Annotated in this window: 19 protein-coding genes and 1 riboswitch; of the genes, 6 read left to right on the forward strand and 13 right to left on the reverse strand. The window is 68.7% G+C overall.

The features are described from left to right. Positions 1-199: 199 nt before the first annotated feature. Together glmS and glmU are read right to left on the reverse strand one after the other, a co-directional pair. On the reverse strand, positions 200-2,038 hold the full coding sequence (glmS, locus tag EHF44_RS04475) for a glutamine--fructose-6-phosphate transaminase (isomerizing) (RefSeq protein WP_124682636.1): 1,839 nt from the start codon (positions 2,036-2,038) through the stop codon (positions 200-202). A gap of 12 nt (positions 2,039-2,050) precedes the next feature. Then, positions 2,051-3,415: a bifunctional UDP-N-acetylglucosamine diphosphorylase/glucosamine-1-phosphate N-acetyltransferase GlmU gene (gene glmU, locus EHF44_RS04480; RefSeq protein WP_124682637.1), complete on the reverse strand. Its 1,365-nt coding sequence runs from the start codon at positions 3,413-3,415 to the stop codon at positions 2,051-2,053. Between the two features lie 236 nt (positions 3,416-3,651). On the opposite strand from glmU, the gene EHF44_RS04485 reads away from it, so the two are divergent. Beyond that, positions 3,652-4,488, forward strand: a complete 837-nt coding sequence (locus EHF44_RS04485) for a DUF6279 family lipoprotein (RefSeq protein WP_253699977.1) — start codon at positions 3,652-3,654, stop codon at positions 4,486-4,488. A gap of 78 nt (positions 4,489-4,566) precedes the next feature. On the opposite strand, the gene ttcA is transcribed toward EHF44_RS04485, so the two are convergent. From ttcA to EHF44_RS04500, 3 genes are all read right to left on the reverse strand, one after another. Further along, entirely contained in the window at positions 4,567-5,502 is a 936-nt protein-coding gene (ttcA, locus tag EHF44_RS04490; protein WP_124682638.1) for a tRNA 2-thiocytidine(32) synthetase TtcA, read from the reverse strand. A gap of 141 nt (positions 5,503-5,643) precedes the next feature. Then, positions 5,644-6,042, reverse strand: coding sequence for a dihydroneopterin aldolase (locus EHF44_RS04495; protein WP_124682639.1), 399 nt, complete (start codon positions 6,040-6,042; stop codon positions 5,644-5,646). A 23-nt stretch (positions 6,043-6,065) separates the two neighbouring features. Then, positions 6,066-6,875: an SDR family oxidoreductase gene (locus EHF44_RS04500; RefSeq protein WP_172966008.1), complete on the reverse strand. Its 810-nt coding sequence runs from the start codon at positions 6,873-6,875 to the stop codon at positions 6,066-6,068. Between the two features lie 16 nt (positions 6,876-6,891). On the opposite strand from EHF44_RS04500, the gene EHF44_RS04505 reads away from it, so the two are divergent. Both EHF44_RS04505 and EHF44_RS04510 read left to right on the forward strand, forming a co-directional pair. Next, a complete protein-coding gene (locus EHF44_RS04505; protein WP_124682640.1) occupies positions 6,892-8,070 on the forward strand; it encodes a class I SAM-dependent methyltransferase in 1,179 nt (392 codons plus the stop codon). A gap of 14 nt (positions 8,071-8,084) precedes the next feature. After that, a complete protein-coding gene (locus EHF44_RS04510) occupies positions 8,085-8,279 on the forward strand; it encodes a DUF2905 domain-containing protein (RefSeq protein WP_124682641.1) in 195 nt (64 codons plus the stop codon). 234 nt (positions 8,280-8,513) lie between these two features. Here the strand turns inward: EHF44_RS04510 and EHF44_RS04515 are convergent, their stop codons facing one another. The 4 genes from EHF44_RS04515 to EHF44_RS04530 form a co-directional block, all read right to left on the reverse strand. Continuing rightward, positions 8,514-9,755, reverse strand: coding sequence for a multifunctional CCA addition/repair protein (locus tag EHF44_RS04515; RefSeq protein WP_124682642.1), 1,242 nt, complete (start codon positions 9,753-9,755; stop codon positions 8,514-8,516). A 2-nt stretch (positions 9,756-9,757) separates the two neighbouring features. Beyond that, positions 9,758-10,447, reverse strand: a complete 690-nt coding sequence (locus EHF44_RS04520) for a glutathione S-transferase family protein (protein ID WP_124682643.1) — start codon at positions 10,445-10,447, stop codon at positions 9,758-9,760. A gap of 157 nt (positions 10,448-10,604) precedes the next feature. Next, positions 10,605-11,627, reverse strand: coding sequence for a complex I NDUFA9 subunit family protein (locus tag EHF44_RS04525; RefSeq protein ID WP_124682644.1), 1,023 nt, complete (start codon positions 11,625-11,627; stop codon positions 10,605-10,607). A 94-nt stretch (positions 11,628-11,721) separates the two neighbouring features. Then, positions 11,722-13,689, reverse strand: a complete 1,968-nt coding sequence (locus EHF44_RS04530; protein WP_124682645.1) for a lytic transglycosylase domain-containing protein — start codon at positions 13,687-13,689, stop codon at positions 11,722-11,724. A gap of 101 nt (positions 13,690-13,790) precedes the next feature. Here EHF44_RS04530 and EHF44_RS04535 point away from each other — a divergent pair, with 101 nt between their 5' ends. Then, positions 13,791-14,399, forward strand: a complete 609-nt coding sequence (locus EHF44_RS04535) for a 5-formyltetrahydrofolate cyclo-ligase (protein ID WP_124682646.1) — start codon at positions 13,791-13,793, stop codon at positions 14,397-14,399. A gap of 183 nt (positions 14,400-14,582) precedes the next feature. Here the strand turns inward: EHF44_RS04535 and metF are convergent, their stop codons facing one another. The 3 genes from metF to ahcY all read right to left on the reverse strand — a co-directional run bounded on the left by metF (position 14,583) and on the right by ahcY (position 17,344). Continuing rightward, on the reverse strand, positions 14,583-15,413 hold the full coding sequence (gene metF / locus EHF44_RS04540) for a methylenetetrahydrofolate reductase [NAD(P)H] (protein WP_124682647.1): 831 nt from the start codon (positions 15,411-15,413) through the stop codon (positions 14,583-14,585). A 47-nt stretch (positions 15,414-15,460) separates the two neighbouring features. Then, positions 15,461-15,808 (reverse strand): phage holin family protein, encoded by a 348-nt coding sequence (locus EHF44_RS04545; RefSeq protein ID WP_124682648.1) that lies wholly within the window; start codon positions 15,806-15,808, stop codon positions 15,461-15,463. Between the two features lie 117 nt (positions 15,809-15,925). Then, complete coding sequence (gene ahcY, locus EHF44_RS04550) at positions 15,926-17,344, reverse strand: adenosylhomocysteinase (RefSeq protein ID WP_124682649.1); 1,419 nt, start codon at positions 17,342-17,344, stop codon at positions 15,926-15,928. A 133-nt stretch (positions 17,345-17,477) separates the two neighbouring features. Then, positions 17,478-17,550, reverse strand: a riboswitch (S-adenosyl-L-homocysteine riboswitch). A gap of 89 nt (positions 17,551-17,639) precedes the next feature. On the opposite strand from ahcY, the gene thiD reads away from it, so the two are divergent. After that, entirely contained in the window at positions 17,640-18,470 is an 831-nt protein-coding gene (gene thiD / locus EHF44_RS04555; RefSeq protein WP_124682650.1) for a bifunctional hydroxymethylpyrimidine kinase/phosphomethylpyrimidine kinase, read from the forward strand. Positions 18,471-18,476: 6 nt separating this feature from the next. Further along, positions 18,477-18,926, forward strand: coding sequence for a PGDYG domain-containing protein (locus tag EHF44_RS04560; RefSeq protein WP_124682651.1), 450 nt, complete (start codon positions 18,477-18,479; stop codon positions 18,924-18,926). On the opposite strand, the gene EHF44_RS04565 is transcribed toward EHF44_RS04560, so the two are convergent. Beyond that, positions 18,923-19,357 carry a PaaI family thioesterase gene (locus EHF44_RS04565; RefSeq protein ID WP_124682652.1) on the reverse strand — a complete coding sequence of 145 codons (435 nt, stop codon included), beginning with the start codon at positions 19,355-19,357 and terminating at the stop codon, positions 18,923-18,925. The genes EHF44_RS04560 and EHF44_RS04565 overlap by 4 nt on opposite strands. Between the last annotated feature and the right edge of the window lie 140 nt (positions 19,358-19,497).

Consider the following 19,497-nt stretch of genomic DNA (forward strand, 5'->3'; position numbering starts at 1 on the left):
CAGGCGCGCCACGCGGCGCCGATTGGGAGAGGCGCGAACGCAGCATGCCGGCAAGGATACCGCGAAATGCATTCCGCCATCCCTGGCGGGGTTATCTGCCAAGCCCTTGCGCGCGGCACCATCGGCCGGTAGCGGCAATGAAAAAGGGCCGCCCGAAGGCGGCCCTTGTGCCGGGTAGACCCTGGCGCGGCCCCGGCCCTTACTCCACCGTCACCGACTTGGCCAGGTTGCGCGGCTTGTCCACGTCCGTGCCGCGGGCGCAGGCCGTGTGGTAGGCCAGCAGTTGCAGCGGCACCACGTGCAGGATCGGCGACAGCGCGCCGTAGTGCTCGGGCATGCGGATCACCTGGATGCCATCCGACGACTGGATGTGCGTGTCCGAGTCGGCGAACACGTACAGGCGACCGCCGCGGGCGCGCACTTCCTGGATGTTGGACTTCAACTTTTCCAGCAGCGCGTCGTTCGGGGCCACCGTCACCACCGGCATGGCCTCGGTCACCAGTGCCAGCGGGCCGTGCTTCAGTTCGCCGGCCGGGTAGGCTTCGGCGTGGATGTACGAGATTTCCTTGAGCTTCAGCGCGCCTTCCAGGGCGATCGGGTAGTGCAGCCCGCGGCCCAGGAACAGCGCGTTTTCGCGGCGGGCGAAGTCTTCGGACCAGGCGATGATCTGCGGCTCCAGCGCCAGCACGCCGTGCAGCGCGGCCGGCAGGTGGCGCAGGTTGGTCAGTGCGTCGGCTTCTTCCTGCTCGGTCAGGTGGCCGCGCACCTTGGCCAGCGCCAGCGTCAGCATGTACAGCGCGGCAAGCTGCGTGGTGAACGCCTTGGTCGATGCCACGCCGATCTCGGTGCCGGCGCGCGTCAGGAAGCGCAGTTCGGTCTCGCGCACCATGGCGCTGGTGGCCACGTTGCAGACGGCCAGCGTGTGCTGGTGGCCCAGCGAGCGGGCGTGGCGCAGCGCGGCCATCGTGTCGGCCGTCTCGCCCGATTGCGAAATCACCACCACCAGCGCGCGCGGGTTCGGCACGGTGTCGCGGTAGCGGTATTCGCTGGCCACTTCCACCTGGGTCGGGATCCGGGCCACCGACTCCAGCCAGTACTTGGCCGTGCAGCCCGAGTAGTAGCTCGTGCCGCAGGCCAGGATCAGGATGCTGTCGATGCCGGCGAACACCTCGGCGGCGGTCGGGCCGAACAGTTCCGGCGTGATCGCGGCGATGCCTTCCAGCGTGTCGCCCAGCGCGCGCGGCTGCTCGAAGATTTCCTTCTGCATGAAGTGGCGGAACGGGCCAAGCTCCACGGCGGCGGCGTGCGCCTCCACCACGCGCTCCTCGCGCACCACCTCGATGTCGTTGATGTCACGGATCGTGGCGCCGGCGCGCGTCAGCTCCACGACGTCGCCCTCTTCCAGGTAGATGATCCGGTTGGCGGTGCCGGCCACGGCCAGCGCGTCGGATGCCAGGAACGACTCGTCGTTGCCCAGCGCCACCACCATCGGCGACCCGGCGCGGGCGCCGACCACCACGTCGGGATTGTCCTTGGCCACCACGGCGATCGCGTAGGCGCCGTGCAGGCGCTTGGTCACCACGCGGACCGAGCCGAACAGGTCGCCGCGCGTGGCGCTGCTCGGGTACGTGTACGCCTGGTGGATCAGGTGCGCCACCACTTCGGTGTCGGTCTGCGACTCGAACCCGTAGCCCACGGCGCGCAGCTCGTCGCGCAGCGGCTCGTAGTTCTCGATGATGCCGTTGTGCACCAGCGCGATGGTCTCGTCCGAGAAATGGGGGTGGGCGTTGACCGTATCGGGCTTGCCGTGCGTGGCCCAGCGCGTGTGCGCGATGCCCAGGTGGCCGCCCAGGCCGGACGCCTGCGTCTGCGTGTCCAGGTCCGCCACGCGCGACACGGTGCGGGCGCGCTCCAGGATCGCGTCGCGCACAACGGCCACGCCGCACGAGTCATAGCCGCGATATTCCAGGCGACGCAGCCCTTCGATCAGGACGGGAACGATATTGCGGTGCGAAACCGCGCCGACGATGCCACACATAGCTGAACCCCTTTATTTTTTCGGTTGCTTGACCGGACGCTGCCAGGCGTCGATCGTCATCTGCTTGGCGCGCGACAGCGTGAGCTTGTCGGCCGGCGCCTCCTTCGTCAGCGTGGTGCCCGCGCCGATCGTGGCGCCGCGGCGCACCACCACGGGCGCCACCAGCTGCGTATCGGAGCCGATGAAGACATCGTCCTCGATGATCGTGCGGTGCTTGTTCACCCCGTCGTAGTTGCAGGTGATGGTACCCGCGCCAATGTTCACGCGCTGGCCCACCGTGCTGTCGCCCACGTAGGCCAGGTGGTTGGCCTTGCTGTGGTCGGCAATCTGGCTGTTCTTCACCTCGACGAAGTTGCCGATGTGCACGTCCTGGCCCAGCTCGGCACCCGGGCGCAACCGCGCGTACGGACCGATGCGGCCGTCCGGCCCGATCTTTGCTTCCTCGAAATGGCAGAACGGTTGCACGCGCGCGCCGGCGCCGATGGTGGTGTTGCGGATCACGCAGTGCGCACCGATGTGCACGCCATCGTCCAGGTGCACGCGGCCTTCGAACACGCAGCCCACGTCGATGGTCACGTCGCGCCCGCAGGTAAGCTGGCCGCGCACGTCGATGCGCGCGGGGTCCAGCAGCGTGACGCCCGCTTCAAGCAGACGTTGGGCGATGTTGCGCTGGTGGATGCGCTCGATCTCGGCCAGCTGGACCTTGCTGTTGACGCCCAGCGTCTCCCACAGCGCGGCGGGCTGGGACGACACGATCTCCACGCCGTCCGCGGCGGCGCGTGCGATGGTATCGGTCAGGTAGTACTCACCTTGCGCGTTGTCGTTGCCCAGCGTGGCAAGCCAGTTGCGCAGGTGGCCAGTCGGGCAGACGATGATGCCGGTGTTGATCTCGCGGATCGCGCGTTCTTCGTCGCTGGCGTCCTTCTGCTCGACGATCCGGACGATGTTGCCGGCGGCGTCGCGCACGATGCGGCCGTAGCCGGTGGGATCGGCCATCTCGACGGTCAGCACGCCCATGCGCTCGCTGCCGGCGGCCTGCACGAGGTGTTGCAGCGTGGCGGCCGACGTCAGCGGCACGTCGCCGTACAGGACGAGGGTAGGCTGGGCGTCATCGAGCAGGGGCAGTGCCTGCATCACGGCATGGCCGGTGCCCAGTTGCTGCGCCTGCTCGGCGAAGGCGACATCGTCGGCAGCCACGGCCTGGCGTACGTGCTCGGCGCCATGGCCGACCACGACGACGAGCCGGGACGGCGCGAGCGTACGGGCAGTATCGAGCACATGTGCCAGCATCGGCTGGCCGGCGACCGGGTGCAGTACCTTGGGCAGCGCGGAGTTCATGCGCTTGCCCATGCCCGCGGCAAGAATGACGATATTCACAAGGAGGTTCCTAAGTGAGTGTGTCCGAGAAAAATCTGAAGAATCCGAGCCTGGGAGCGCTATGGCAGATGGCGCTGAACCGTTGCCAGCATTGGGCTGGCGGGCGATTCGCGAGCCCTGGGAAGATGCGCGCCGATTCTAGCATGCGTGCCTGCGCCGCATTAGGACGATCACCTGGCGTTACGGTTGTTCACATTTGGTCACGCCGCGTTTTTGCATGGTTTGCAGCATTTACCATGGTCGCGGCGTTGGCCGGCTGCAACGCGATGAAGCTCGGCTACCAGCAGGGCGACCGCCTGGCCTACTGGTGGGTGGACCGTTATGTCGACGTCTCCGACGCCCAGGAGCCGCCGACCAAGGAGGCCATCGCCCGCTTCTTTGGCTGGCACCGCCGCGCCCAGTTGCCCGAGATCGAAAAGGTGCTGACCCGGGTGCGCGGCGAGGTGTCCGGCCCGGTGGACGCCGGCATGATCCGGCAAGTCCAGCAGGACACCAACCGCCTGGGCCGCCAGGCGTTCGAGAACGCCGTGCCGGACCTGGCGGACCTGCTGCTGACGCTGACGCCGGACCAGATCAAGCGCATGGAGGCCAAGTTCGCGGAGAGCAACGCCAAGTACCGCAAGGAATTCCTGAAGCCGGACCCTGCGGCGCGCACCGAGGCGCGGTTTGACAAGATCATGGACTATTCCAAGCTGGTCTACGGCAACTTCTCGACCGAGCAGGAGCAGGAAATCCGCGCGGCGATGGGGCCGTACATGCAGGGCGCCGAGGCCCGCTACGCCGAGCGCGTGAAGCGGCAGCAGGAATGGGTGGAGATTGCCCGCGAGGTGTCCACCAACCATCCGCCCAAGGCCCAGGTGGAAGACATGCTGCGGAAGTACGCCGACCACTGGCAGCGGCCGTCTGCCGGCGAGCAGCGCAGCACGTCAGCCGGCGTGGACCTGACCGTCAAGATCGCCAACATGACCACGCCCGAGCAGAAGGCCCACGCCGTGAAACGCTTCGACGGCTGGATCGCGGACACGCGATCGCTGATGCGTGGCGGCGGGGAATCGTCGCAGGCGGCGAAGTAGGCGGGTCAGGGAGCCGGCTGGCGGTGTTTGGCTCCCCTCTCCCGCATGCATGAGAGGGCAGAAACATCCCAGCAGAGATCAAGCGGCCGTCGGCCGCTCCTCCGCCTTGTCCTTCCCGATCCGGTCGAAGCGGACGAACTCCATCCGGTTCGGTTCGACGTTGCCGGTGAACTGCAGCGCCTGCTGGCTGTAGGTGGTCTCGCCGAACAGCGACGCCTCGTCGACCTTGGCCAGCCCGGTGGCCAGCCCCGTGAACGGGAACAGGTCGGTGTCGGCCAGGTGCGACGGCACCACGTTGCGCAGCGCCGAGAAGATATTGTCGATGCGGCCCGGGTGCTCGCGCTCCCACTGCTGGATCATCTCGTTGACCTTCTTGCGCTGCAGGTTTTCCTGCGAGCCGCACAGGTTGCACGGGATGATCGGGAACGCCATGGCGCGCGCGTACGACGCGATGTCCTTCTCCGAGCAGTACGCCAGCGGCCGGATCACGATGTGCTGGCCGTCGTCGGTGGCCAGCTTGGGCGGCATGGCCTTCATCTTGCCGCCGAAGAACATGTTCAGGAAGAACGTGTTGACGATGTCGTCGCGGTGGTGGCCCAGCGCGATCTTGTTGGCGCCCAGTTCCTTGGCCGTGCGGTAGATCACGCCCCGGCGCAGCCGCGAGCAGAGCGAGCAGGTCGTCTTGCCCTCGGGCACCTTCTCCTTGACGATCGAATACGTGTCCGCCTCGACGATCACATATTCCACGCCCAGCGACTTCAGGTATTCGGGCAGGATGTGCTCGGGAAACCCGGGCTGCTTCTGGTCCAGGTTCATCGCGATCAGCTTGAACTGGATCGGCGCCCGCTTCTGCAGCGCCGTCAGCACCGACAGCATCGTGTACGAGTCCTTGCCGCCGCTCATGCAGACCATGACGGTGTCGCCGTCCTCGATCATGCCGAAGTCGCCGATGGCCTTGCCGGTCTGCGACTGCAGACGGGTTTCAAGCCGGTAGAAGTTAGCCGAGTGACTCATAAGACGTACCTGTGACGGGGCCGGCGCTGAACAATGGCCGGGCGCCCGAAAGAAATGCCGGGATGGACGGGGCGATATTCTACTAAACCGGCCCGTCCGCCGGGTTGTGCGTCCGCAGGCGCCGGTCCCGGCTGGCCGTCCTCAGCCCTGCTTGATGTGGAACACCTCTACGCCGACCGACTCGCAGTCCGGGTAGACGTCGGGCTTTTCCGTCGACACGCGCACCGCGCGCACCTTCGGATGCTGCAGCATGGCGCGCGCCACGTCGTCGCACAGCGTTTCCTGCAGGTGAATGTGGCCCTGCGCCATGCGGGCGGCCACGGTATTGCGCATGAAGTCGTAGTCGACCACTTCCTCCAGCCGGTCGGCCTGGGGAGTGGTCTCGGCCAGCGACACGAACAGGTCGATGTTCACCAGCACGCGCTGCTCGCCCTTCTTCTCGAATTCATGCACGCCGATGTTGATCTGCACTTCGAAGTTGCGCAGGAACATGCGGCGGCAGTCTTGCAGGCTGGGGTGGGAAAGGGCGGCAAAGGTCATGGCAGGGTCGATCGAGGTACGGCTCATTCGGTCAGGAACATCACGTCGCGGGCCAGCGGCATCAGGTGCTGGCCACCGTCGACGTACAGCGTGGTGCCGGTCACGGCGCGCGCGCCGGCCAGGTAGGCCACGGCGTGGGCGATGTCGTCCGGCGTGCTGGACTTGCCCAGCGGCGTCATCGCGTGGGCGCGCACGAAGCCCGGATCGGACTGGTCGCCCGACACCAGCGTGATGCCCGGCGCCACGCCCACCACGCGCAGCCGGGGCGCCAGCGCCTGGGCCAGCTGCACCGTGGCGGTCTGCAGCGCGGACTTCGACAGCGTGTACGACAGGAAGTCCGGATTCAGGTTGTTCAGCTTCTGGTCCAGCAGGTTGATCACCACGCCGCGCTGCTCGGTCTGGTTGCCGTCGGCGCCGAGCGCCTTGTGCATCTCGCGGGCCAGCAGCAGCGGCGCCGCCACGTTGGTGCGCATGTGGGTGTCGAGCGAGCCATACGAGAAGCTGGTCGCCACGTCGTACTGGAACAGCGACGCGTTGTTGACCAGGCACGTCGGCACGCCAATCTCTGCGGCGCACGCCGCGATCAGCCGGGCCGTGGCGGTCTCGTCGGCCAGGTCGGCCTGCAGCACGGCGGCCCGTCGGCCCAGCCCGCGGATCTGCGTGGCAAGCGCCTCGGCCTCGTCGCGCGATCGGTTGCAGTGGACGGCGACGTCCCAGCCCTGCATGGCGAGCTCCAGCGCGATGGCCCGGCCCAGCCGGCGCGCGGCGCCGGTCACCAGCGCCACGCCGCGCGAGGGGACGCCGGCGGCGCCCTGAGTATTCGAATCTGGCATTGCTACAATTCGCGGTATGCAGAAAGTCGCTAGTCTACCCCTTCCCTCCGCCGACGCGCTCGGTGCCTCGCAGGCCCTCTCCACCGTCATCGGCGACGCCATCGCGGCGGCCGGCGGCTGGATCGGCTTCGAACGCTACATGTCGCTGGCGCTCTACGCTCCGCGCCTGGGCTACTACAGCGGCGGCGCCGCGAAGTTCGGCCGGGGCGCCGACGACGGCAGCGACTTCATCACCGCCCCCGAACTCACGCCGTTCTTCGCCCGCACGCTGGCTCGGCAGTTTGCGCCGCTGATCGGCCAGGCGCTGCCGCATGTGATGGAATTTGGCGCCGGCACGGGCCGGCTGGCGGCGGACCTGCTGCTGGCGCTGGAAGCCGAAGGCGCGCTGCCCGATACCTACCGCATCGTCGAGCTGTCCGGCGAACTGCGCGCGCGCCAGCAGGACACGCTGGCTCGCCGGGCGCCGCACCTGGCCGCCCGCGTGCAGTGGCTCGACGCGCTGCCGGACGCCTTCGAGGGCGTCATCGTCGGCAACGAGGTGCTCGACGCCATGCCGGTGCGGCTGTTCGCCCGCATCGGCGGCCGCTGGCACGAACGCGGCGTGGTGCGCCAGGGCGACACCTTCGCGTTCCAGGACCGCCTGCTGGCCGACGCCGCGATACCGGCCCGGCTGGCCGCCATCGAAGGCGACCACGACGTGGTCACCGAGACCCACGACGAGGCCGAAGGCTTCGCGCGCGCGGTCGGCGCCCTGCTAACGCGTGGCGCGGCGTTCTTCATCGACTATGGCTTTCCGGCGTCGGAGTACTACCACCCGCAGCGCGTGGGCGGCACGCTGATGTGCCACTACCGCCATCACGCCCACCCGGACCCGTTCCTGTACCCCGGGCTGCAGGACATCACGGCCCACGTGAATTTCACCGGCATCGCCGAGGCGGCATCGGACGCCGGCCTGACCGTCGCCGGCTTTGCCTCGCAGGCCCGATTCCTGATGAACGCCGGCATCACCGACCTGATGATGTCGCTCGACCCATCGGACGCCGCCAGCTTCCTGCCGCAGGCCAACGCCGTGCAGAAGCTGCTCAGCGAGGCCGAGATGGGCGAGCTGTTCAAGGTCATCGCGCTGACGCGCGGCATCGACGACGCGCTGCCACTGGCCGGCTTCTCGCGCGGCGACCGCAGCTACGCACTCTGACCGGGGTCCCCATCATGATGCGCTGGACCCTGACCATCTTCCTCTGCGTGATCATCCTGTCGGCCGCGCTGCCCTGGCTCCAGAAACTCGGCCTGGGCCGCCTGCCCGGCGACGTCCGCTTCCGCGTATTCGGCCGGGAATACGTACTGCCATTCGCGTCGACGATCCTGCTGTCGCTGGTGGCCCTGGTGATTGGGAAGCTGCTGTAGCGGGGGGTGTTTTCGCTTCGCTCTGCCGCCTCGCGGGACAGGGGTTGGGGGTGAGGGCCGGCCGTGAAATCGCCGCACGCCCCGCTTTGCTCCCCTCTCCCGCATCGCGGGAGAGGGGTTGGGGGAGAGGGCGTTGAGGGTCTGCTTGCCGACCACATCGCATGTTGGACCGCTGGCCCTCACCCCCGGCCCCTCTCCCGCAGGCGGGAGAGGGGAGAAAACACAAAACAATTCCTACCCCGCCACCCCCAGCCTTTCCGCCACTGCCGCGATGCGGGCCTTGTGGACTTGTTCCTTGATCTGGTCCACGCGGTCGGCGCATGCCTTGGCGATGGCGCCGGCGTCGACCGATGCGGCGGCGTCGCGGGCGGTCATCAGGCGGTCCGCCTGCGGATAGTCGCGGTCCTCGAAGCCCAGCCGGCCGCGGGCGTCGGCCTCGCAGGCGCGCAGGGCCTCGGCGAAGCGGTCTGGCTTGCGCAGCGCGTCGCAGCGCTCCACCAGCCGCGTCAGCGCAGCGGCGCCGAACTCGCCCGAGCGGTGGATGTTGCCGTGCTCGCGCGCCACCAGCACCCCCAGTTCCCGGCAGTCGTTCGGTACGCGCAGCCGCCGGCAGACGTCCTCCAGCAGTGCGACGCTGCGCTGCTCGTGGCCGATATGGCGCGGCAGCACATCCTGGGGCGTGGTGCCCTTGCCCAGGTCATGGGTCAGCGCGGCGAACCGCACCGGCAGCGAGAAGCCGCGCCGGGCGGCGTAGTCCAGCACCATCATCACGTGCACGCCGGTATCGACCTCGGGATGGTAGTCGGCCCGCTGCGGCACGCCCCACAGCCGGTCCAGCTCGGGCATCAGCCGCGCCAGCGCGCCGCAGTCGCGCAACACGTCGAACATGCGCGACGGCCGATCCTCCATCAGCCCGCGCGCCAGTTCCTGCCAGACGCGCTCGGGCACCAGCGCGTCGACCTCGCCCAGTTCCACCATCCGGCGCATCAGCGCGACGGTCTCCGGGGCCACCGTGAAGTCGTGGAAGCGCGCCGCAAACCGCGCCGCGCGCAGAATGCGCACCGGGTCTTCGGCAAAGGCGTCCGACACATGGCGGAACACCCGCGCCTGCAGGTCCTGCCGGCCGTTGAACGGGTCGATGATCTCGCCGACTAGGTTGTCATGCGCGTCCACGGCCTGCGCCATCGCGTTGATGGTCAGGTCGCGGCGCGCCAGATCGTCCTCCAGCGTCACGTCGGGGCCGGTATGGAACGCAAACCCCTTGTAGCCGACCGCCGTCTTGCGCTCGGTCCGCGCCAGCGCGTATTCGGCGCGCGTCTGCGGATGCAGGAACACCGGGAAGTCCTTGCCCACCGGCTTGTAGCCGGCCGCCTCCATCTCGGCCGGCGTGGCGCCGACCACCACGTAGTCGCGGTCCTGGCTGGGCTTGCCCAGCAGCTGGTCGCGGATGGCCCCGCCGACGGCATACACCTGCATGGTCATCCCGTGACGATGATCGCGTCGGGCCGCTCGGGGCGCAGGCGGTACGGTTCGTCGGCCGGCACGAAATCGCGTTCCTCGCGCGCGGCGGCCACCCATTCCTGCAGCGCGGGCAGCGCCAGGATGAAATCGGCGTATGCCTTGGCCGCTTCGGGCAGGTGCACGCCGTACGTGGCAAAGCGGCTCACCACGGGCGCGTAGAACGCGTCGGCCACCGTGAAGGTGCCGAACAGGAACGGCCCCTTGGCGCCGTGGCGCGCGCGCAGGTCGGTCCAGATGGTGGCGATGCGGTCGATGTCCTGCTGGACGGCCACGTTCCAGCCCAGGCCCGGCAGCACGGCGGTCACGTTCATCGGCATCTGGTTGCGCAGGTTGAAGAAGCCCGAATGCATCTCGGCGCAGATCGAGCGGGCCACGGCGCGGTCGGCCGCGTCGGCCGGCCAGAGCTGAAGCTGCGGAAAGCGCTCGGCCACGTATTCCGAGATCGACAGCGAATCCCAGACGGTCAGGTCGCCGTCGACCAGCGCCGGCACTTTGCCGGCCGGCGAGTAGCGCGCGATTTCCTCGTTGAACGCCTTCGTGAACAGGCGCAGCGGGATTTCCTCGAAGTCGATGCCGGCCTGGCGCAGCAGCAGCCAGGGACGGAGCGACCAGGACGAGTAGTTCTTGTTGCCGATGACGAGCTTCATCGCGGATTCCTTGGGGGCGGACGGGGAGGGGGCGGGCACCGGCGCGCGGCCTGGCACCCTGGACCAGACATTCTATCGACGCGCCGGACGGTCTCCAAACGAATTAGGCTCGCAAGCCTGTGAGCCGCAGTCACATCGGCGGCGGTCCGGCCGGCCGTCAGCGGTGGACGCTGCCGCGCATCGACTGCAGGAACGTGTCGCGGTTGCGGCCCGCCAGCACGTCGGTCATCACCGCTTCCAGGCTCACCGGCTGCACGCCAAGTTCCGCCGCCATCGGCTGGCCGAGCACGTTGTCCAGCCGCATCGAGTCCAGGTTGTCGCGCGACAGCACCGTGCCGCCGGGCATGTGTTCCAGCACCGCCGCCTGCATGCGCGCCAGCGCGTCGGGCAGCGCGATGATCGGGCGCGGATGGCCCGACGCGCGGCCGGCAAACTTGACCAGTTCCTCCAGCGTGTACACCTGCGGGCCGCCCAGCTCGTAGGTCTGCCCGATCGTCGCGCCGTTGGCCATGGCGTTGACGAACGCCTGCACCACGTCCATCACGAACACGGGCTGGAAGCGCGCGTGGGCGCAGGCCAGCGGCACCACCGGCGCCACGTGCTGCAACTGGGCGAACAGGTTCAGGAAATGGTCGTCGGGGCCGAACACGACGGACGGGCGGAAGATCGTCCAGTCCAGCCCGCTCTCGCGCACGATGCGCTCGCCCTCGCCCTTGCTGCGCAGGTACATCGACGGGCCTTCGGGGGCCGCGCCCAGTGCGCTCATATGGATCAGCCGCCGGACGCCGGTGCGGTTGCACGATTCGACGATCTGGCGCGGCAGGTCGACGTGCGCGGCCGCGAACTGCGGGCCGTAGGGGTCGCCACGGTCGCCGTGCAGGATGCCGACGAGGTTGACCACGATTCCATCGACCCCGAGCGGCCCGATCGCATCGTCCAGCGACGCCGCATCCGCCAGCCCCAGCTCGGCCACCTCCACGCGAGGCAGCAGCAGCAGGTGCTGGGCGTGCTCCACGCTGCGCGACCCGACGACGATGCGGTCGGGCGCGATGGGACTGTCGGGATTGGCCGCCGGATCAAGCGGCGCGCCGGACGCGGACGCCGCGCCGGCCAGGCGGGATACGAGGTGGCTGCCGATGAAGCCGGCGCCCCCGATGACTAGAACGTTGCTGGTCTTCATACATGGGCTCCGATAATCGCGTGTCGGTCACGGGACGCTGCATCCGTTGCGCGCGTCCCGGACCGCGGAGCCCGCCGCCTGCCGGCGGCGCCGGTCAGGGCAGGCTGGTCGTGGTGACCGTGGACGGCGCGACCACCCCCAGGCGATCCTTCAGCGACTGGGGCCGGCCACTCATCAATGCAGCATAGTACGTGGCGTTGGAAAGCACATTCTTGACATAGTTGCGCGTTTCCGTGAACGGGATCGTCTCTGCAAAGATCGCGCCTTCCACGGGCCGCATCAGGCTCGAACGCCACGCCTTCGGGCGTCCCGGGCCGGCGTTGTACCCGGCGGATGCCAGCGTCCATGAACTGTCTAGGTCCGTCAGCACCATGCTCATGTAATTTGTACCAAGCATGATGTTGACGGTCGGGTCGCTCATCATCGACGGCGAGAAGTCCGTCATGCCGATCTTCCGGGCCACGTACTTGGCCGTGGCGGGCATGACCTGCATCAGCCCGTGCGCCCCGGCCGACGACCGCGCGTTCATGATGAAGCGCGATTCCTGGCGGATCAGCCCGTACGCCCAGGCCATGTCCAGCCCCACGTCGTCGGTGGCGCGCTGCATGATGTCCCGGTACGGCATGGGAAAGCGCTGGGCGAAGTCGTGCTCCACCTTGGTGCGGTCCGACGTGTTGACGGTACGGTCCAGCAGCTCGATCTTGCGCGCGTACTCGGCCGCGGCCAGCAGCTCGCGGTCGGTCATGCCGCGCAACTCCCAGTTCCACTCGCGGTTGCCCTCGAAGCGCAGGTTCATGTCGTAGAACTTCTGCGCGCGCTGGAAGCCCGGCCGGGTGCGCATGGCCATGGCCTCGGCGTCGCTGACCGTGGTGCGGGCCGGCAGCGAGATCCGGTTGCCCAGTTCCTCGCTGGCAAGCTGGCCGTAGAAGTTGAACTGGCCGGCGATCGACTGGAACTGCGTCTGCGCGTCCTGCGTGCGGCCCTCGGCCTTCAGCGCGCGGGCGTACCAGTACGTCCACGCCGCGTCCTTGGCGCGCAGCTCGGGGCGCATCAGCTCCACCGACTGCCGCACCTGCTTCCAGTCGCCCTGGCGCAGCGCCGCGCGCACGCGCCACTCCTGCGTTTCGTCGGACAACCACTGGTTGCCGCCCAGGTCCATTTGGCGGCGGTAGTACTGCGCCGCTTCCGGCATCAGCTTCTTGGCGGCGAACTGGCCCACCACGCCCCACGCCGCGCCCTGCTCGTCGCGCGACAGCGTGCCGACGATGGTGCCCAGGTAGGCCGACGCCTGCGCCGGATCGTTGCGCGCCATCTTGACGACGGTTGCCAGCGGGTCGCTGTCCACGCGCGCGTCGGGCACGGCGGCGGCGATCTTGGCGGCCAGCGTCGTGTAGTTCTGCTCCAGCGCCTGGCGTGCCTGGAACGCCACATCGCTGCGCTGGATCTGCTGGCTCTGCAGCAGGTAGGTCACCAGGTCCACGCAGCCGTCGCCGTAGTAGCGCGGATCGACCAGCACCGCGCGCGCCTCGGCGGCCACGTTCTGGCCCTTGAGCGCCTTGGACAGCAGCGCGTAGCACTCCACCTGCGTGTCGTCCTTGAGCACGAACTGCGGATACTGGATGTCGAAGTTGGCCCAGTCGCGCTTCTTGCCCAGCACCAGCAGCCAGTCATTGCGCATGCGGTCGGCAATGGCCTCGCCCTGGTAGCGCTGCAGGAACGCGGCCACCTCGGCGTCCGGGGCGTCGATACGCGCCTGGCCGCCCGTGTCGAACATCTGCGGCTTGATGCGGAAGTATTCGACGTACGACGGAATCGGGTAGTCGACCAGCGTGGCCGAGATGGCGGCGGCGCGGTCGGGATCGTTCTTGCGGGCGGCCTCGCGCAGCGCCACGAAGGCGTCGTCGGGATTCGACGGAATCACGGTCGAGGCAGCAGGCTGCTGCGGAGCCGGACGCACCGGCGCCGGCTTCTTCTGGGCAAACGCCGGCGTCGCCAGCAACGCGCCCGCGAACGCGAGCCAGGCAATGCGGCCCGCGCGGCGCAGATATACTCCCTTCGGCATGCTTTGCTTATCCCTCATGTGGTCGCGCGTGCCCATCCTCAAGCCGGGCACGCCGCGTTCGTTTGTCTCAGATGTCTGATCGCCGGCCATTATTGCACGCCATGCCCCCGACCCAAGCCCCGGACAACGGCCCGGACGCCCGCCAATTCCCCGCCGACACCGACCGCCGCACCCTGCGGCGCGACCTGCTGGCGCTGCGCGCCGCGCTGCCCGACCGCGCCGCCTGCGACGCCGGCATCGACCAGGCCCTTGGCCCCCTGCTGGAACGTCTGGGCGTGCGCCGGATCGGGTTCTACTGGCCGATCCAGCAGGAATTCGACGCCCGCGCCACGGTGACCCGCTGGCTCGCCGGCCTGCCCGGCCGCACTGCCGCACTGCCCGTGGTCTCGGCCCCCGGCACCCCGCTCGACTTCCACGCCTGGACGCCGGACACGCCGATGCGCGCCGGCCACTACGGCATTCCGGTACCCGACGGCACCGACGCCGTGACGCCCGACGCGCTGCTCATTCCCTGTGTCGGTTTCAGCGCCGACAAGTTCCGCCTGGGCTACGGCGGCGGCTTCTACGACCGCACGCTGGCCGCGCTGGCCGCCCAGGGCGCCACGCCGGTGGCCATCGGCATCGGCTACGAAGCGTGCCGCATCCCGCTGGCTGCGCAGGCGCACGACCTGCCGATGGACTGGGTGGTGACGGAACGGGGGGTTTGGTAGGGGGGCCAGCCGACTGACGCCGCTGGCTGGCGCCCCTCTCCCGCGACGTGGGATAGGGGCTGGGGGTGAGGGCGTCGAGGATCTGCCTGCCGACAGGTGGCAGTTTGAAGCGCCATGCCCTCACCCCCGACCCCTCTCGCGCGCGCGGGAGAGGGGAGAAAACCGGGGGCCTGGGCCCAGCCCTTACAACTTCAGCCGCTGCCAGATTGCCTTGGTGGCGGCGGCCGTGTTCAGCGTGTAGAAGTGCAGCCCCGGCACGCCGGCGGCCAGCAGGCGTTCGCACAGCGCGGTGACCACGTCCAGGCCGAAGGCGCGGATCGATTCCTTATCGTCGCCGAACGATTCGAGCTTCTTGGCCACCCAGCGGGGCACTTCGGCGCCGCACATTTCCGAGAACCGCATCAGTTGCGAATAGTTCGTGATCGGCATGATGCCGGGCACGATCGGCACGTCCACGCCCACGGCGCGGGCGTCGTCGACAAACCGGAAGTAGGCGTCGGCGTTGAAGAAGTACTGCGTGATCGCCGAGTTGGCGCCGGCCTTGACCTTGCGGGCGAAGTTGTCCAGGTCGTGGCGCGGCGAGCGGGCCTGCGGGTGGTATTCGGGGTACGCCGCCACCTCGATATGGAACCAGTCGCCGGTCTCGGCGCGGATGAATTCCACCAGCTCGTTGGCGTAGCGGAACTCGCCGATCTCGCCCATGCCCGACGGCATGTCGCCGCGCAGCGCCACGATGTGGCGGATGCCGCCCTGGCGGTAGGCGTCCAGGATGGCGCGGATGTTCTCGCGCGTGGAGCCCACGCACGACAGGTGCGGCGCGGCCTCGATGCCCTCGCGCTGGATCTCCAGCACGGCGTCCAGCGTGCCCTGCTGCGTGGTGCCGCCGGCGCCGAACGTCACCGAGATGTACTTGGGCTGCAGCGGCGCCAGCTGGGCGCGCGTATTGCGCAGTTTCTCCGCGCCCTCCGCCGTCTTGGGCGGGAAGAATTCGAAGCTGTAGTAGCGGTCAGTCATGGTTGGCACGCCGCGCGGGCGGCGCCCCTTTTGGATACGGTCGCGCTTCAGTCCCGGTCCCCGAGCAGCACGCTCGCGAGGATGGTGGAAATCACGCTATAGAGAATCGAGCCCAGCAGCGCGGAGCCGAACCCCTGGACGACAAACCCCTGCAGCAGGTTGCCGACGAACAGGAACAGCAGCGCGTTGATGATGAAGATGAACAGCCCCAGCGTCAGCAGCGTGACCGGCAGCGTCAGGATGACCAGGATCGGCCGGATCAGCGTGTTGACGAGGCCCAGCACCAGCGCGGCAACCATCGCCGAGCCAAAGCCGCCGAGTTCGATGCCGCTGAGCAGGTAGCTCACGAGGAACAGCGAGGCGGCGTTGATGATCCAGACAGCCAACAGTCTCATTGCGACTCCTTTGTTCTTGGGATGGAGGACACCGGCGGGGAGCGGCCAGGCGCCCCTCCCCGCCCCCGCTCCCGACGCGCGGGAGACGGGTGCAAACCGCGGGGCCAGCCCCGGCGATCAGTAGCGGTAGTGGTCGGCCTTGTACGGGCCTTCCTTCTTCACGCCGATGTAGGCGGCCTGCTGCTCGGTCAGCTCGGTCAGTTGCGCGTTCAGCTTCTTCAGCTGCAGGCGCGCCACCTTCTCGTCCAGGTGCTTGGGCAGCGTGTAGACGCCCACCGGGTACTTGTTGCTGTCGCGCTCGGCCCACAGTTCGATCTGGGCGATGGTCTGGTTGGCGAACGAGCTGCTCATCACGTACGACGGGTGGCCCGTGGCGCAGCCCAGGTTCACCAGGCGGCCCTTGGCCAGGATGATGATCTTCTTGCCGTCCGGGAACTTCACGTGGTCCACCTGCGGCTTGATCTCGTCCCACTCGTACTTCTCGATGGAGGCGATGTCGATCTCGTTGTCGAAGTGGCCGATGTTGCAGACGATGGCCTGGTCCTTCATCCTGGCCATGTGGTCGTGCGTGATCACGTGGTAGTTGCCGGTGCAGGTCACGAAGATGTCGCCGTGCTCGGCGGCGTAGTCCATCGTCACCACGCGGTAGCCTTCCATGGCGGCCTGCAGCGCGCAGATCGGGTCGATCTCGGTCACCCAGACCTGGGCCGACAGCGCGCGCAGGGCCTGGGCGCTGCCCTTGCCCACGTCGCCGTAGCCGGCCACGACGGCGATCTTGCCGGCGATCATCACGTCGGTGGCGCGCTTGATGCCGTCCACCAGCGATTCGCGGCAGCCGTACAGGTTGTCGAACTTGCTCTTGGTCACCGAGTCGTTGACGTTGATGGCCGGGAACTTCAGTTCGCCGCGCTGGGCCATCTGGTACAGGCGGTGCACGCCCGTGGTGGTTTCCTCGGTCACGCCGCGGATGGCGGCCAGGTTGCGGCTGTACCACGCGCCGTCCTTGGCCAGCTTTTCCTTGATCGCGGCGAACAGGTAGGTTTCTTCCTCGCTGGTCGGCTTGGCGATGACCGAGGCGTCCTTCTCGGCGCGGGCGCCCAGGTGCAGCAGCAGCGTGGCGTCGCCGCCGTCGTCCAGGATCATGTTCGGCGTGCCGCCGTCGGCCCAGTCGAAGATGCGGTGCGTGAAGTCCCAGTATTCCTTGAGCGACTCGCCCTTGAACGCGAACACCGGCGTGCCCGACGCGGCAATGGCGGCGGCGGCGTGGTCCTGGGTCGAGAAGATGTTGCACGACGCCCAGCGCACGTCGGCGCCCAGCGCCTGGAGCGTCTCGATCAGCACGGCGGTCTGGATGGTCATGTGCAGCGAACCGGCGATGCGGGCGCCCTTGAGCGGCTGGGCGGCGGCAAACTCGTCGCGGATCGCCATCAGGCCGGGCATCTCGGTCTCGGCGATGGCGATTTCCTTGCGGCCCCAGGCGGCCAGGCCGATGTCGGCGATCAGATAGTCTTGCTTCAGGTCAGTCACAGCGTTCATGAGTCACTCCGGTGTAAGAGTGGCACGCGAACGGAACGGGAGGATGGCGGACGCGCCATGCGGCGGCTGGCAAACACAGCCGGATCGGGCATGACGGGCAGACAGGTCGACTCGCGCCCCGTGCGAAACCACGGAACAGCGAGCGCCGTTGAGACATTCCGAGCCTGGCGGACGACAAGGCATCCGTTGCAACGCTCCTCGGAGTGGCGGTATTGTAGCGTGCCTGTTCGCGGCAAGCTGGCCGAATCGCCAGATTTTTTCCGCTTTTTTGTTTCCGACTGCTCCCGCCCTGCACATGCTCCCCACGCCACCCCGCACCCTGACCATCGCCGGTTCCGACTCCGGCGGCGGCGCCGGCATCCAGGCGGACCTGAAGACGTTTGCCGCGCTCGGCTGCTTTGGCATGAGCGCGATCACGGCCATCACGGCCCAGAACACGCTGGGCGTGACGGGCGTGCACGCCATTCCGGCCGAAATGGTGGCGGCCCAGATCGACGCCGTGGCCGACGACATCGGGGTGGACGCCGCCAAGACCGGCATGCTCGGCACGGCGTCCATCGTCGAGGCCGTGGCCGGCGCGGTGGACCGGCATGGCGTCGCCCGGCTCGTGGTGGACCCGGTGATGATCTCGACGTCGGGCGCGACGCTGTCCGACGATGCCACCAGCCAGGCCATGGTGCGCCTGCTGTTCCCGCGCGCGATGCTGGTCACGCCGAACCTGCCCGAGGCGTCGTACCTGCTCGGGCGCCGCATCGCCCGCCGCGCCGACATGGAAGCCGCCGCGGCCGAACTGCTGGCGATGGGCTGCCGGGCCGTGCTGCTCAAGGGCGGCCATCTGGAGGACGACGGCCCGGCCGCCGCCGGTCTTGACGACCTGCTGATGCTGGCCGACGGCACCGTCCGTGTATTCACGCATCCGCGCATCGACACCCCGAACCTGCATGGCACCGGCTGCACGCTGGCGGCGGCCATTGCGTCGCAGCTCGCGCGCGGCGACGCCCTGCCCGACGCCGTGGGCACCGCGCTCGACTTCGTGGCCCAGGCCATCGCGGCGGGCGCGCATCTGCGCCTGGGCGCCGGCAACGGCCCGCTGAACCACGGCTTCGCGCCGCGCGTGCTGGGCTGAACCGCGATGCAGACGCTACAGGACATCGACCTGCGCCACGATCCCGCCGCGCGCTGGTACGTCAAGGATGAAACGGTGCAGGTGACGTTCGCCGCCGAACCGGGCGAGCTGGCCAGCCGCGAGGGCCCCAACCGCTACCGGGTGGCCGACGCCATCGTGACCGGCGCCACGGGCGACCGCTGGGTGGTGTCGCGCGACCGCTTCGACGCCCGCTACGTCGCGGCGGGGCCGCAAGCGCACGGCGAGCCCGGCCCGTATCGCAGCCAGCCCGTGCCGGTGCTGGCCAAGGCCATGCCGCAGCCGTTCGCCATCGCCCGCTCGGCCGGCGGCGACGTGCTGACCGGCAAGCCCGGCGACTGGCTGATGCAGTACGCGCCCGGCGACCATGGGATCACCGAGCGCGCACGGTTCGAAGCGGTGTACCGCCCGGCCCCGGGCGGCGATCCGGCGGCCTAGTTCCCGCCGGCCAGCTGCACGAGCTTGAACGACGCCCGGGCCACGCAGCAGACCGTGCCCGACGCGTCGCGAGCCTCGCCCTCGCAGAACGCGATCTTGTTGCCCCGGCGCATCGTGCGCGCCTCGAACGTCAGTTCCCCGCGCGCGGCGGCCAGGAAATGGGTCGACATGTCGATCGTGATGACCCCCACGTCCAGCGGCGCATGCGACCGCGCCGCGCCGCTCAGCGTGAAATCGAGCACCGCCATCAGCGTGCCGCCGTGCACGTCGCCCCGGCTGTTCACCACATGCGGATTGGCCGGCAGCCGCGTGCGGCACAGCCCGTCTTCCATGTGCACCGGCTGCAGGCCCAGCAGCCGCATCAGCGGAATCTCGATACCGAAATAAGGCTTGTCCGGCGTACCCGGTGCCGCGGGGATGATCTCGTTCACTGCTGTTTCCTCTCGTGCGGGTTCCGTATGGCGGAACCTCGATCCTTTGGTGACTGGACGGAGAGCATATGCGGATTCGCCGGCAGCCGGAAGCCAGGCTGGCCGGTTAGCGGACAAAGGATGGGGGCGGTGACCGGGCC

Origin of the sequence: Cupriavidus pauculus (assembly GCF_003854935.1) — a bacterium.
In the GTDB taxonomy this organism is placed as follows: Bacteria; Pseudomonadota; Gammaproteobacteria; order Burkholderiales; family Burkholderiaceae; genus Cupriavidus; species Cupriavidus pauculus_C.